The sequence below is a fragment of the Brevibacterium sp. GP-SGM9 genome (genome assembly GCF_047300845.1).
In the GTDB taxonomy this organism is placed as follows: Bacteria; Actinomycetota; Actinomycetes; order Actinomycetales; family Brevibacteriaceae; genus Brevibacterium.
This window is the reverse complement of record NZ_CP178563.1, coordinates 2,754,911-2,768,361: the sequence shown is the minus strand read 5'-3', so window position 1 is coordinate 2,768,361 and position 13,451 is coordinate 2,754,911. Positions and strand designations below refer to the sequence as shown.

Below are 13,451 nucleotides of genomic sequence, written 5' to 3'. Positions count from 1 at the left end.
TGCTCAGTCGCGCAGCTGGGCGCTCGTGACGAGGAATCCCGACTCGTCGAGTCCGACCCCGTCGCTGCCGACGAGGAGTTCGGCGCCGATGGCGTCGACGAGACGAGCCACCTCGATGCGCATCCGCCGGAACCGTCGGTTGGGATAGGGCTGATACCGCCTGGACTCGGCGTCCATCCAGTGCACGTGGTATTCGATCTGCGGCATGCCGGTGTGGGCGGCCACGATGGGCGGAACCCACTCGGCTTCCATCACGCGGATCTCGATGTCACCGGCCGCCTCGTCGATCTCTCCGAGCGGGATGAACAGGGAGAATCCGTCGAGGATCACCGGGGCCGAGGGATCGAAGAGCGGATCGTCGATGCTCGCCTGCGCCAGGACGTCCTCGTCGGGAGTGGGCAGTGACTGCTGGAAGGCGTGCGGCGCATGCCTGCGCACGAGCGACAGGGCGACATCGGGCTCGAGCCAGTAGGGCGAGTAGAGGTAGAGGTCGACTTTCGCCTCGGGGTCGGGGACGATCACCCGGGTCGGCAGCTCGGGTTCGTCGGCGAGTCTGACGGCGGTGTGCAGGCGGGAGGCGATGGCGAGGATGAGAGTGAGCATCCGCTCCTCCTCCCGGTCGGGCAGACCGGCCGGGAACGCCTCGTGGAGTCCGTCGGCATCGGCGAACCAATCCGGCGGCGGGACGGGCTGGCGATCGCGCGGGCAGTCGATGACCACGGCATGATGGGCCCATTCCGGGACCTCGAGGGCGGCGATCGTGGCGGCGTCGAGATCCGCCCCGGCCCTCAGTCGTGAGTGCCGGGTGAGCCTGAGCTGGCCGTTCTCATCGAGGCGCGGGCTGATGTCGGGCAGCCGGTTGTGGATGAGGGCGAGGACATCGGAGACCTCGACCTCGGCGTCGAGGAGGAGCAGGTGGAATCCACGCAGCTCCGCCGAGGCTGTGGTGTCCGGGGCGGCGCCCGAGCTCGGAGCGCGCGGGGCAACGTGGGCCCCGGCGACACGGTCGGAGTCGGCCGCCGGGTCGGTTTCGAGTGCACGGTCGGTGTCGGCGGCACCTTCGACGGAGCCTGCAAGGGCACCGTCGGCACCCGCGGGGCTGACCGCACCGTCGCAGCCCGCGGGGCCGACCGCGCGTTCGGCGGCTTCGCGTTCGGCGGCTTCGCGCTGGAGCCGCAGTTCGCGGCGAGTGATCACATGGCCCTCCGGTAGAAGTTGAGGTGCGAGCGGGAGGCGGTCGGGCCGCGCTGACCCTGGTAGCGGTTGCCCGTGGCCTGCGAACCGTAGGGGTTGAGCGCCGCGGAGCTGAGGCGGAAGAAGCAGAGCTGTCCGATCTTCATGCCCGGCCACAGGGTGATCGGCAGGGTGGCGACATTGGAGAGCTCAAGGGTCACATGCCCGTTGAAGCCCGGGTCGATGAACCCTGCGGTCGAATGGGTGAGGAGGCCGAGGCGGCCGAGTGAGGACTTGCCCTCGAGTCGGGCCGCGACGTCGTCGGGCAGAGTCACCAGCTCATGAGTGGAGGCGAGGACGAACTCTCCCGGGTGGAGCACGAAGGGCTCCTCGGGGGCGACCTCGACGAAGCGGGTGAGCTCCGGCTGCTCGAGGCTGGGATCGATGACCGGATACTTGTGGTTGTCGAAGAGGCGGAAGTAGCGGTCGAGGCACACATCGACGCTGGCCGGCTGGATCAGCGAAGGGTCATAGGGCTCGAGGACGATGCGCTCGGAGTCGAGCTCGGCGCGGATGTCGCGATCGGAGAGGAGAGTCACGTATCCGATGGTAGTCGGTACCTCGACGTGCTCGCGACACGCCGGTTATATATAACGAACCGATAACAATATCGACGAATTAAGCTGTAATTCCCCAGTGTGTCTCCCCACTGCCAGCGGTGAATGCCTTAGAGTAATGAGCTGTACGGACCCGCGCACGATGGTGCCTTCCCCTTCTTAAGCCAAGGAATGCCGGGAGTCCCATCGCCTTTCGTGGGTAGACAACAATCGAAAGGCATTACTGTGAAGACCTCGCGTCTTGTGCTTGCCCCCGCAGTAGCCGTTGCATTGACAGGTCTTGCTGGCGCCCCGGCGTTCGCAGCGACAGAGTCCGCTCCGGCCCCGGCAGGCCCTCTCTGTGCGTATGACAACGCACAGCAATCTGACGACTCCGAATCCGATTCCAAGGTTCCGGATGAGTCGGACCCTCAGGCGACCCTCGCGAAGGCGCAGGTCACCAGGGACGACATCGCCGACCGCAAGAAGGGCATCGGATTCTCCGGAACCGGATTCTCTCCCGACGAGAAGGCGACCGTGACGGTCGTCGGCACCGACGGAACGAAGTACTCCCCGGAGACCAAGCTCACCGTGGACGAGAAGGGCAAGGTGTCCGGCACCTACTTCTTCTCCGCCAGCGAGGGAGCCAAGGTCCCGGTCGGTGAGTACTCGCTCTACCTCAGCGACCTGAAGTCCGAGAAGGACTCCTCCAAGGTCACCTTCGAGGTCGTCGCCGACGAGTCCGATCTCGACGATTCCGGCAAGGGTTCAGATTGCAACCCGGCCAAGCCGCCGAAGGAGACCGACGAGCCCAGCGAGACTCCGTCCGAGTCCCCCTCGAAGTCCGAGGAGCCGAGCGAAACTCCGTCGGAATCTCCGTCGAAGACCGAGGAGCCGAGCAAGACTCCGTCCGAATCTCCGTCTGAGACCAAGGAACCGAGCAAGAGCGCCTCCCCGACCCCGTCGGAGACCAAGGAACCGAGCAAGACTCCATCCGAGTCCCCCTCGAAGACCGACGAGCCGAAGGAAACCGAGGAACCGAAAAAGACTGAGGATCCGAAGGAGTCCGACCCCAAGGAGTCCGAGACGGACGAGCCCGCGGCCAAGCCGTCGCCCTCCGAGACCGATGACTCCGACGCCTCGGATTCCGATGCGAAGGATCCCTCCGCGTCGTCCAGCCCGGGCAGCGAAGACGAGGACAAGAAGGCCGCACCCGCTGCGACCCAGGCTCTCGTCATCGAGCCGACCGAGATCAGCTCCGAGAACTTCCTGGACAAGGGCATCAAGCTCGGCGTGACCGGAGCGAAGCCCGGCGAGAAGATCACCATCACCGTCGAGCACGCCCAGGGCAAGGTCGACCGGTACACGATGACCAAGGAAGCCGATGACGAAGGCAAGGCGACCTTCGGAGTCCAGGCTAAGGTCAAGGCCGTGCTGGGCACCTACAATGTCCGTGCCCAGGCTGAGAGCTTCGACGAGCCCCAGGGCGGCAGCTTCACCGTCGTCACCAACGGCACCGACGTCGACGAAAGCGGCAACGGGGGCAACGGCTCCGGTTCTGGTTCCGACAACAACGGCAGCGGAAGCGGCAGCAGCAGCGATCTGCCGCGCACCGGTGCCGAGATGACCGGCATGGCACTCGGCGTAGGCCTCCTCGTCGTCGGTGCGGCCGCCGTCATCATCACTCGTCGGCGGATGACCGCCTCCGACGATCCTGCGGAGTTCTAAGATCCGTTGAACGATGAATTGTCCCTTGCGGGGCTGCAGCTCGACGGGCGCGAGATCGATCTCGGCCGCCTGCGAGCAGGGACAATGCTCGGACTCATGGGCACCCCGGACGACACCGCCTCGGTGGTGGCGTCCGTGGGTGCCCTGTCTGAGGTCGCACCTCCGCCGCAGCTCCCGACCGACCCACGGTCGGGTCGTCTGCGCGTGCGCAGCTGGATCAGGAGCTATCTTCGCGACGCCGATGCCGGAACTGGGGAGGCGGCATCGGTCAGAGCACTGAGTGACTTCGGACTCAGACCCGAGATTCTGCATCGCCGCCTCGCCTCACTCGAACCCATCGAGCGGACCAGACTGTGTCTGGCCGCAGCATGGGCGAGCGAGGCGAGGTGGCTGACGTTCATCGATCCCTTCGCCGCGGTGCCCGGACATCTGCGCACCGGAGTGCGTGCTCGCTTCGCCGAACTCGCGGCCAGAGGCGGGCGCGGGATCGTCTTCAGCTCCAATTCGCTCACCGACCACACCATCGCCGAGGCGGGTGTGGCCGACATCGAGAAGGGCCAACTCGTGGCGCTGGGTCCGCTCGAACAGATCGTCACCGAGCCGCGCGGCTCTCTGCCCGCCGAGCTCAGCGGGGTCAATGTGTACTCCGGGCTCGCGCGGAAGGGCTGGCTGTCGATCGGCCATTCGGCGGTCAAGGCCCGCACCGAGCTCGACGGCAAGGTCTATGTCACCCTCGGGTGGCGTGCCGCCCTGCTCTCACTGGACGAACACGACGAGGCGTTCACCTCGGCGACGGTGTTCGAGGCCATCGTCACGGGACTGCGCGATCGCGGCTCCTGCCTGCAGGCGAAGCTGTCCCCGGTCGACACGGAGATGGGCCTGGCCCTCGACGTCGACCTCGCGGACCTCGCCGGGATACCCGCCCCGGCACCCAGCGTGCCGAACACCGTACCCACCGGGCCCGACACGGCACCTGAGGTGCCGGACGCGGCAGAACCGAGCACCACCTCGGCGCATGCGGCCGCCCGCAGGGGCGCAGGCTTCGGGATCCTCCATCCCGGACTGGGCGGATCCATCACCGAACTCCGGGCCAATGTCCGGGTCGGCACCCACGTCTTCGTCGAGGTCGACACTGCGTGCCTGCATGCCTATTCGGTCGAGTGAATCGCGGCGGATAGACTGAAATCCCCGACTCTCAATCCCCGACCGAATCAGGAGAGGCCATGCGAACCTACCGCAATCTTCTGATCTCGGCACTCATCGTCGTCGTGCTCACGGTTGCGGCGGTCCCTCTGCTCAATCTCACCGCCTACACCCCTGCCCGCGCGGCCGAGGCCTACATCGCGGCGATCGAGAAGGGCGATGCCGAACGCGCCTTCTCCTACCTCTCCGGACCGACGCCCTCGTCGACGCTGGCGCTCAACCGGGAGGTTCTCTCCGCGGCGCCCGATCTGCCCCGGGACGCGCAGGCCGAGACGATCTCGACCGACGGCGACCATGCCACGGTCAAGCTCTCCTACGGCCTGTCCTCGCAGACTCAGTCGATCGAACTCTCGATGGTCAAGCTGCCGCCGAGCGCAGGCCTGTTCGACCGGTGGGCGATCGAGCAGGAGAAATGGCCGACGCTCAACCTCGAGGTCTCCGGATCTTCCACGGCTACGGTCAACGGCTACAGCGTGGCCGCCGGTGAGGTGCCCGTGCTGTTCCCCGCCACCTACCTCGTCGGCTTCGACGCGACGTACCTGAAGTCGAAATCCGAACGCGCCGAGGTGACCGCTCCCGGGGATGCTCCCAAGATCGAGCTCTCGCCCGAGCCGACGGCAAAGCTCGAGGAGGCCGTGAGTGAGCAGGTCACCGAGCACCTGCAGAACTGTGTGAAGGCGACGACGCTCTACCCCGCCGGCTGCGTGTTCGGCTATGACACGGACAATGAGATCCTCGACGACGTGTCGTGGTCGCTCACGCGTGAGCCGCAGATCAGCCTCACCGCCTCGGGCAATGATCTCGAGCTCACCCCGAGCACCGTCGAGGTGCGCATCAAGGGCCGCTATCGCGACATCGTCACCGCCGCCGAACACGACTTCGACGAGACTCTGTCGTTCGTCCTCGGCGGTTCGGTCGTGGTCAGGGCGTCGCAGGTGAGCTTCGAACCGCGTCGCCTCGGCGATGTGTCCGTGAAGTAGCGGGGCAGATCAGGCGCCGTCCCGGACGGCACCGCGGTACGTACCAGGTCAGTGACGTCCCGCTCAGAGACGTTCCGGCTCAGGCGCCGCGGAGGTCGAGGCTGAGTTCGTTCGGCGCCGAATCCACGAGATCGACGGGAATGCCCCAGTCCTGCTGGTAGAGGTGGCAGGCCGCGTGCAGCGGGATCTCTCCCCCGGGCTCGCCATCGCAGGCGGCGGCCCGCGCGGTGACGTGGAGGACGCCGGAGGTGAACTCGGGATCGATGACGATATCGCGGCTCAGCCCCTCGGCACCGCCGCCGCCGGAGACGATGAGTTCCGGAGGCGTGGAGGACACCTGCAGGTAGGTGGGGTCGCCCCAGCGGTCATCGAGCTTCTGACCGGCGGGAACGGTGAAGCTCACGCTCACCGACACGGGCCCGGAGGCGAGTTCGGTCGACGGCCGCTTGCTCGTCAGGGCTCCCTCGTCGACGCGCTGGGCGTCCTTGGGGAGTCTGACGCGGGTGAGCGCATGGGCGGCGGATTCGACGACGAGGAGTTCGGCATCGGCGGCATCGGCATCTCCCCCGCCGTCCGCGCCGGTGCCGGCATCCTCTGCTCCCCCGCCGTCGATGACGAGGATGTCCGAGGGTTCGCGCAGGCCGCGGGCCAGTGTGGAGACCTCGTTCGTGGTGAAGTCGTAGCGGCGGATCGCCCCGTTGTAGGTGTCGGCGATCGCGATCGACCCGTCGGGCAGGGTCGCCACACCCAAGGGGTGCTGGAGCCGGGCATCGGTGGCGGGTCCGTCGCGGAAGCCGAAGTCGAAGAGGCCGACGCCGACGAGCGTCGTCACCTCACCGGTGCCGGGGTCGAGGCGGCGGATGGCTGAGGTCTCGGAGTCGGCGATGAGCACTTCGCCCTCGGAGCCGAGGTCGAGACCCGAGGACTGGGCGAACCAGGAGGTCTCCCCGTCGCCGTCGGTCAGGCCCTCGTTCATCGTGCCCGAGAGCAGGCGGATCGATCCCGCCGCGGGGTCGAAGGACCAGATGGTGTGGTTGCCCGCCATCGCCACGATCACCTCGCCGGTGGCCGGAGCGAAGAGGACGTCCCACGGCGAGGACAGCTTCACGTCGAGGGCCGGGCCGTCGTATCGTCCCAGCTCACCGTGTGTGCCGAGGACATTGTCGATGGCCCCGACCATGTGCTGCTCGCCGGTTCCGGCGATCGTCGTCACGGTCTCGTTCTCGAGATCGATCCCGCGCAGGGTGTGGTTGACGGTGTCGGCGACGACGAGGTGGTAGCCGACTTCGGCGGCGAGATCGGCGGGCAGCACCGTGATGCCACCGGGTTCGCTGAAGCTCGCGGTGGCGAAGTCGCCGTCGTTCGTTCCGCGCTCACCGGTGCCGATTCGGCGGATGATGTCCTGGCCGGCAGCATCGTATTCGACGAGGCTGTGGTGACCGGAGTCGGCGACGAGGAGGTTGCCCGAGGGCAGCTCGGTGACCTTGCCCGGGTAGAACAGCTCGGTCTCCGGGGCCGGCGGCGGCACGTACGGTCCGTCCCCCGAGTGCAGCGTGCCCTTGGCCGAGTGCTCGGCGATGAGACCTTCGATGATCTCGCCGAGTCCGGCGGCATGGCCTTCCCCGGAGAGGGTGGCGACGAGGTAGCCCTCGGGGTCGATGACGGCCAGGGTCGGCCAGGCACGGGCGGTGTAGGCCTGCCAGGTCACGAGATCGGGGTCGTCGAGGACGAGGTGTTCGACCTGGTAGCGTTCGACGGCCTGGTTGACGGCCTCGACGGTGCGTTCGAACTCGAACTTCGGCGAGTGGACGCCGATGATGACGAGTTCCTGTCCGTACTTCTCCTCGAGCGGTCGCAGCTCGTCGAGGACGTGGAGGCAGTTGATACAACAGAAGGTCCAGAAGTCGAGCAAGACGACCTTGCCGCGCAGGTCGGCGAGACTGAGCTCCTTGCCGCCGGAGTTCATCCACCGACGGCCGATGAGTTCGGGGGCGCGGACCTTGACCTGGCGCGGATCGGCGGTGGCCGTCGCGGCTGAGTTCACCGGAGCCGACTGGGCTTCCGATGCTGCTTCGTGCGGACTGGAGTTCATGGCTCTATGGTCTCAGATCCGGCGCCGAGGCGGCAGTCCGGGCGTCATGATGTGACCCGTCAGACGGGCACGAGGATCGGTGTGTCGATGCCGGCGGCTTCGAGCCTGCGCACACGCTGCCCGTAGACCTCTTCGACGAGCTCCTCGCTCAGCGCCTGCCGCGGCGGCCCATCGGCGACGAGGCGGCCGTTGCCGAAGACGAGCACCCGGTCGGCATAGCGCAGGGCGAGATTGAGGTCGTGGAGGACGACGATGACCGCGGCTGCATCCGTCGCGGCCTCACCCCGCGCATGTCGGCAAGGCTCACCTAAACGAGTAGACTATCGAAGTCGTCAGCCGCCTTGTCGGCATGGCGCCTACGAACCATCGTCAGCGAGGCGAACCGCGTGCGCTTCACCGAGATCCAGGCGGAGTTCTCCCGCCTCGAAGACTCCTCTGATGCCGCGTCACCGCAGGTCGAGGCCCGTGCCACCGCGGATGGCGGGGCCCGTGCCGTCGCGGATGGCGGGTCGCCGCGGCCGCAGTCGGTGGACCAGGCGGCCGAAGGGATCCACGACCGCGAAGAGCGCTTCTGGGACGAAGTCGCCGGTCACGGGACTCCCCTCATCGACCCATGCAGGGACGATGAGACTATGCGTGAAGTCACATTCCTCTACGGGGCCGACTCGCCGGATGTTCGCAGTGTGAGACTGGTGGCCAACCGGGTCACCGACAAGGACCGGGCGGCCGAGGGCATCATGGGCCACGTGCCCGGCACCGGGATCTGGGGAGTCACCCTGACCCTGCCGGCCGATCTGCGCTGCTCCTACGGCTTCAGCCCGTCGGCCTCGGAGACCCCCGAGCCGCTCGGAACCCCACGACAGCCGGGACCGCCGGTGCTCGTCGACCCATTCAATGCTGACCCGCCTCTGCGCCGGCCTGTCACAGGGAAGGATTCACCTGGGGCGAGCTCGGGGCAGACCGTGGGCACGTCCGTGTTCTCCGGCCCCCTTGCTCCCGACCACAGCGCGTGGACCGTCGGGCAGGGTGCGGGCGCGGCTGGGGCGGGCACGACGGGCGGCAACGGGCACGGACTCGCCGGGCCCGTTGCCGTGGCTGACCGGGAGATCCTCGGCGCCCCGTACCCGGTTTATGTCTCCACCCCCGAAACACAGCAGCCGACGGGTCTGCTCGTCCTCTTCGATGGACACGAATGGTTCGATGCGCTGAACGTGGCCGGGGCCCTCGAGGCTTCCGGACTCCCGCCGTTGGTGATCATCGGCATCGGCACCCGCAGCATCCCCGAACGGGTCGCGACCCTGCGTGGGAACCGGGACTTCCTGCGGGCCGTGGCCGAGGAGCTTGTGCCGCAGATCGAATCCGAGCTGTCCGAACAGGGTGTCGTTCTGCCCGACCGCTCCCGTCGAGTGGTCAGCGGCCAGAGCCTCGGCGGACTGTCCTCGCTGCTCATGGCCCTCGATTCGCCCGAGGCCTTCGGAACGGCCCTCCCCCACTCCCCTTCGCTGTGGTGGCAGCCCGGCGGAACGGCGACCCCGGCAGATCTGGCCACCGCCGAAGGCGATGACTGGACGACGAATCTGTTCCTCGCCGCAGAGCGCCGCGATATGGCCTTCCACCTGGCTGTCGGCAGTCGGGAAGGGCTCATGGTCGATCGCGCCCGACGCCTCGCCGAGGTCCTCGACGAGAAGGGATGCACCACCTCTGTGTCGGTCTATCAGGGAGGCCACGACTACGCTTGCTGGCGCGGGGCGCTCATTGACGGTCTCCGCCGGGTGTTCGGCTAGAGCCGGTTCAGCTGGACCCGGTTCGACTCACTCAGGAATAGTCGCGGGCGCCGAACACACTCGAGCCGACGCGAACCATCGTCGCTCCTTCGGCGATCGCGAGCTCGAAGTCATTGCTCATCCCCATCGACAGTTCGTTCGCCTCCGCCGGCATCACACCTGCTCCGATGAGTCGGTCGCGGAGTTCACGCAGATCGGAGTAGCTGGGGCGGATCTCCTCAGGTGTGCGGCCGGGCAGTCCGATCGTCATGAGTCCGCGCAGCCGCATCCTGGTCAAGCCCCGCAGTTCGGTGATGAGCGCCTCGGCGTCCTCGCGCGCGATGCCGGATTTCGAGTCCTCGCGGGAGGTGTTGACCTGTACGAAGATGTCGATGGTCTCATCGAGCACCTCGAGGCGATTGCCGATCTTCGTCGCGAGTTCGAGATTGTCCACCGACTGGATGCAATGAGCATGGCGCAGGGTGTGATTGACCTTGTTCTTCTGCAGCGGGCCGATGAGATGGGCTTCGTGGTCGAGATCGGCGAGTTCCTCGGCCTTGCCGACGAGTTCCTGCACCTTGTTCTCCCCGATGAGGGTGAACCCGTATTCGAGCGCGATGCGGATCTTCTCCGCCGGCTGCGTCTTCGTCGCCAGCAGCACCTGCACATCATCGCCCGAGCGACCGCTCGCCCCGGCAGCGGCGCGGACACGGTCGGCCACCTCGTCGAGGTTGCCGGTGATGGACGCGATCTCAGTGTCGGACAGAGTGCTCTCGGCAGGCTGGGAGGTGCTCATGCCTCCAGTCTTCCACGTCCTTGCGGAAGTTTCAGGTCGGGTGGAACTGGCGCAGAGACGAGTTGCGGACGATCCGTGTCGAGATCATCTCGATTTCTCGATATGGATCGTCCGCAACTCGGTGCCCGATTCGGTCGGCGCCGCCCGACGACCGACGACCGGCGGCGGGCGGCGGGCGGCGGGCGTGGAGCTTACTCGGGCAGGCCTTTGGCTTTCGGGTCGATGTTCTTGATCAGCGCCGAGGTGTCGAGACCTTCGAGGCCGGCATCGACGAGCTTCTGCAGCTGCTCGTGGACGAGCTTCGCGGCCGGCAGGTCGATGCCCGCGGTCTCGGCACCGGCGAGGGCGAGTCCGACGTCCTTGTGCATGAGCGCCGTGGCGAATCCGGGCTTGAAGGCGTTGTTTGCCGCAGAGGTCTCGGTCACGCCGGGCACCGGGTACCAGGTGCGCAGCGGCCAGGAGTCACCCGACGAGACCTTCGCGATGTCGTAGATGGTGGTCGCGTCCAGGCCGAGGCGCTCGGCGAGCACTGCGCCCTCGACGACACCCTGCAGGCTGATCGAGAGCATCATATTGTTGACGATCTTAGCGGCCTGACCTGCGGCTTCGCCGCCGGCGTGGAAGATGTTGCCGGCCATCGGCTCGATGAAGGTCTTCGCTTCGGCAACGTCTGCCTCGGTGCCGCCGAGCATGAAGGTCAGGGTGCCGGCTTCGGCGCCGCTGATGCCTCCGGAGACCGGTCCGTCGACGAAGCGGAACCCGGCCTTGGCCGCCTCGGCGTGGAGGGCGCGGGCGGAGTCGAAGTCGATTGTCGAGGAGTCGACGAGCAGCGTCGTCTTATCGGCGTTGGCCAGCACTCCGTCGGCTTCGAGGTAGACGGCTCGGGCGTGCTCGCCCTTGGGCAGCATCGTGAAGACGATGTCCGCACCGGAAACCGCCTCGGCGATGGAATTCACGGGGGTGACGCCGTGTTCGGCGGCTTCCTTGACGGCGATCTCCACGAGATCGAATCCATTGACGGTGTGACCGGCCTTGACCAGGTTCGCAGTCATCGGGCGGCCCATGTTTCCCAGGCCGATCCATCCAATCGTCGACATAATATGCCTCCTCGCATCATGTTCAGACTTAGTCGTCGTGTTCAGACTTGTCATCGTGTTCCCTCTCACATTACGCCAGTCCCTGCGCCGAGGCGGTGGCCCGGAATCACCTATTCCGCACCGGATATGTGCGCGCACGCAGATAGGATGGGGAGACTATGACCTCTCATGCACTCGGCGGCTCCGGCGCGCAGATCTCTCCCGAGGATCTGCTGACTCTGCTCGCCGTCGCCAGACTGGGCAAGTTCACAGCCGCTGCCCACAGCCTCGGGCTCAATCACACCACCGTGTCCAGGCGCATCGCCGCACTGGAGAAGGCCTATGGGGAACGGGTGCTCGTGGCCTCTCCGGACGGCTGGGAGCTCAACGCGGCCGGCCGTCAGCTGCTGCCGATCGCCGAGGACATCGAGTCCGCGCTCGGGCGCATCGACGGCCCTTCGGCCTCGTCCCTGTCGGGCACGATCCGGCTGGCCTGCCCGCAGGCCTTCGCTCTCGAGTGGGCGGTGCCCGCGCTGACCGGGCTGCAGCAGGACCATCCGGGGCTGCAGATCGAGCTGATCACGGCCACTCAGCGCGCCAGGCAGTATCGTTCGGGGGTCGACATCGAGGTCGTCGTCGGCCGTCCCGACGCTCCGCGCAGCATCGCCAAGCACATCCGCGACTACCGTCTCCAGCTCTATGCCTCACAGGACTACGTCGCCGCGCACACGATGCCGACGACGATCGACGAGCTGGCCGAGCACCGGCTGATCTACTACATCGAGAACTCGCTGCAGGTCGATGACCTCGACGAGGCGGCCTCCGCTCTGCCAAGCGGGCGAGGATTCTTCCGCTCCACCTCGGTGCATGCCCATCTGCTGGCGACCTCGAACGGTGCGGGAATCGGGATCCTGCCCGATTTCGTCGCCCGCGGCAACAGCCGACTCGTGCAGGTGCTGCCCGAGCAGTTCTCGAAGCAGGTCTCCTACTGGGCCTCGGTGCGCCACGAATCCCTGCGCAACGCCGGCGTCCGCCGCGTCCTCGACGTCCTCTGACCCCCTCCCCCAACTACCTGACGGGGGCCCAGCAACTTGGCGCGAGGTGTCTGGGTCCCCGTCAGGTAGTTGGGGGAGGGGCGGTGGGCCTCAGGCGGCGGACCAGCCTCCGTCGATGCTGTGGGCGCTGCCCGTGATCACGGAGGCGGCATCGCCGGCCAGGAACAGGGCGAGCTCGGCGATGTCCTCGGGTTCGGCGAGCTTGGGAACCGCGGAGTGGCCGAGGAAGACCTGTTCGAGCACCTCGTCCTCGCTGATGCCGTTCGTCTTCGCCTGATCGGCGATCTGTCCCTTGACCAGAGGCGTGAGCACATAGCCGGGGTTGATCGCATTGCACGTCACCCCGTGCTCTCCGGCCTCGAGCGCAGTGGTCTTCGTCAGCCCCATCAGCCCGTGCTTGGCCGCGACATAGGCCGACTTGTTCGCCGAGGCGCGCAGGCCGTGGACCGAGGAGAGGTTGATGATCCGTCCCCAGCCGCGTTCGTACATCTTCGGCAGCACGGCCTTCGTGAGCACGAACGGCGCCTCGAGCATGAGGGTGTTGATCAGCCTCCACTCCTCGAGCGGGAACTCCGTGATCGGGTGGATCCGCTGGATGCCGGCGTTGTTGACGAGGATGTCGACATCGAGATCGATCCCCTCCAGCGCCGAGGTGTCCGCGAGGTTCGCGACCCAGGCCTCACCGCCGATGCCGGCGGCCACGGCTTCCGCAGTCTCCGCGTTGACGTCGGCGACGATGACATGGGCGCCCGCGGCGGCGAAGGCCTCGCTGATCGCCCTCCCGAGCCCAGAGGCTCCTCCGGTGACGAGTGCGCGTCGGTTGGTGAGTTCTCCCATGAAGATGTCCTTTTCGTCGTTCTTCTCCGAGTTCGTTCTGTTCCATCATGCGCCTCGGCAGATGGCAGGAGCGGTGCCGGTCCTCGCCGGCACCGTCCCCGTACCTTTGCCAACGATTCTGCGAGCTGGTTCAGCCGCCGGCTGCGTTCAGT

At 67.0% G+C, this 13,451-nt stretch carries 12 protein-coding genes; 5 read left to right on the top strand and 7 right to left on the bottom strand.

Annotated elements, in window-relative coordinates; all coding sequences use genetic code 11:
* Positions 1-3: 3 nt before the first annotated feature.
* Positions 4-1,197: a hypothetical protein gene (locus tag ACH82I_RS12490; protein ID WP_413332998.1), complete on the bottom strand. Its 1,194-nt coding sequence runs from the start codon at positions 1,195-1,197 to the stop codon at positions 4-6.
* Positions 1,194-1,772, bottom strand: coding sequence for a dCTP deaminase (gene dcd / locus ACH82I_RS12485; RefSeq protein ID WP_230746296.1), 579 nt, complete (start codon positions 1,770-1,772; stop codon positions 1,194-1,196). Before dcd ends, ACH82I_RS12490 begins: the two co-directional genes overlap by 4 nt.
* A 288-nt stretch (positions 1,773-2,060) precedes the next feature.
* Between dcd and ACH82I_RS12480 the strand changes: the two genes are divergently transcribed.
* From ACH82I_RS12480 to ACH82I_RS12470, 3 genes are read left to right on the top strand one after another with little or no spacing between them, the layout of a single operon-like run.
* Complete coding sequence (locus ACH82I_RS12480; RefSeq protein WP_413332996.1) at positions 2,061-3,497, top strand: LPXTG cell wall anchor domain-containing protein; 1,437 nt, start codon at positions 2,061-2,063, stop codon at positions 3,495-3,497.
* A 6-nt stretch (positions 3,498-3,503) separates the two neighbouring features.
* Entirely contained in the window at positions 3,504-4,661 is a 1,158-nt protein-coding gene (locus ACH82I_RS12475; RefSeq protein WP_413332995.1) for an ABC transporter, read from the top strand.
* Between the two features lie 59 nt (positions 4,662-4,720).
* Entirely contained in the window at positions 4,721-5,680 is a 960-nt protein-coding gene (locus tag ACH82I_RS12470; protein WP_413332993.1) for a hypothetical protein, read from the top strand.
* Positions 5,681-5,759: 79 nt separating this feature from the next.
* Here ACH82I_RS12470 and ACH82I_RS12465 read toward each other — a convergent pair whose 3' ends face one another.
* Together ACH82I_RS12465 and ACH82I_RS12460 are read right to left on the bottom strand one after the other, a co-directional pair.
* Positions 5,760-7,772, bottom strand: coding sequence for an NHL domain-containing thioredoxin family protein (locus ACH82I_RS12465; protein WP_413332991.1), 2,013 nt, complete (start codon positions 7,770-7,772; stop codon positions 5,760-5,762).
* A 59-nt stretch (positions 7,773-7,831) separates the two neighbouring features.
* A complete protein-coding gene (locus ACH82I_RS12460) occupies positions 7,832-7,978 on the bottom strand; it encodes a hypothetical protein (RefSeq protein ID WP_413332989.1) in 147 nt (48 codons plus the stop codon).
* A gap of 135 nt (positions 7,979-8,113) precedes the next feature.
* Between ACH82I_RS12460 and ACH82I_RS12455 the strand changes: the two genes are divergently transcribed.
* Positions 8,114-9,556: an alpha/beta hydrolase-fold protein gene (locus ACH82I_RS12455; protein WP_413332987.1), complete on the top strand. Its 1,443-nt coding sequence runs from the start codon at positions 8,114-8,116 to the stop codon at positions 9,554-9,556.
* A gap of 31 nt (positions 9,557-9,587) precedes the next feature.
* Here the strand turns inward: ACH82I_RS12455 and ACH82I_RS12450 are convergent, their stop codons facing one another.
* Positions 9,588-10,331 carry a YggS family pyridoxal phosphate-dependent enzyme gene (locus tag ACH82I_RS12450; protein ID WP_413332985.1) on the bottom strand — a complete coding sequence of 248 codons (744 nt, stop codon included), beginning with the start codon at positions 10,329-10,331 and terminating at the stop codon, positions 9,588-9,590.
* Positions 10,332-10,522: 191 nt separating this feature from the next.
* Positions 10,523-11,482: a 3-hydroxyisobutyrate dehydrogenase gene (gene mmsB, locus ACH82I_RS12445; protein WP_413332983.1), complete on the bottom strand. Its 960-nt coding sequence runs from the start codon at positions 11,480-11,482 to the stop codon at positions 10,523-10,525.
* 104 nt (positions 11,483-11,586) lie between these two features.
* Here mmsB and ACH82I_RS12440 point away from each other — a divergent pair, with 104 nt between their 5' ends.
* Entirely contained in the window at positions 11,587-12,462 is an 876-nt protein-coding gene (locus ACH82I_RS12440; protein WP_413332981.1) for a LysR family transcriptional regulator, read from the top strand.
* A 90-nt stretch (positions 12,463-12,552) separates the two neighbouring features.
* Here the strand turns inward: ACH82I_RS12440 and ACH82I_RS12435 are convergent, their stop codons facing one another.
* Complete coding sequence (locus ACH82I_RS12435) at positions 12,553-13,299, bottom strand: 3-hydroxybutyrate dehydrogenase (protein WP_413332979.1); 747 nt, start codon at positions 13,297-13,299, stop codon at positions 12,553-12,555.
* Between the last annotated feature and the right edge of the window lie 152 nt (positions 13,300-13,451).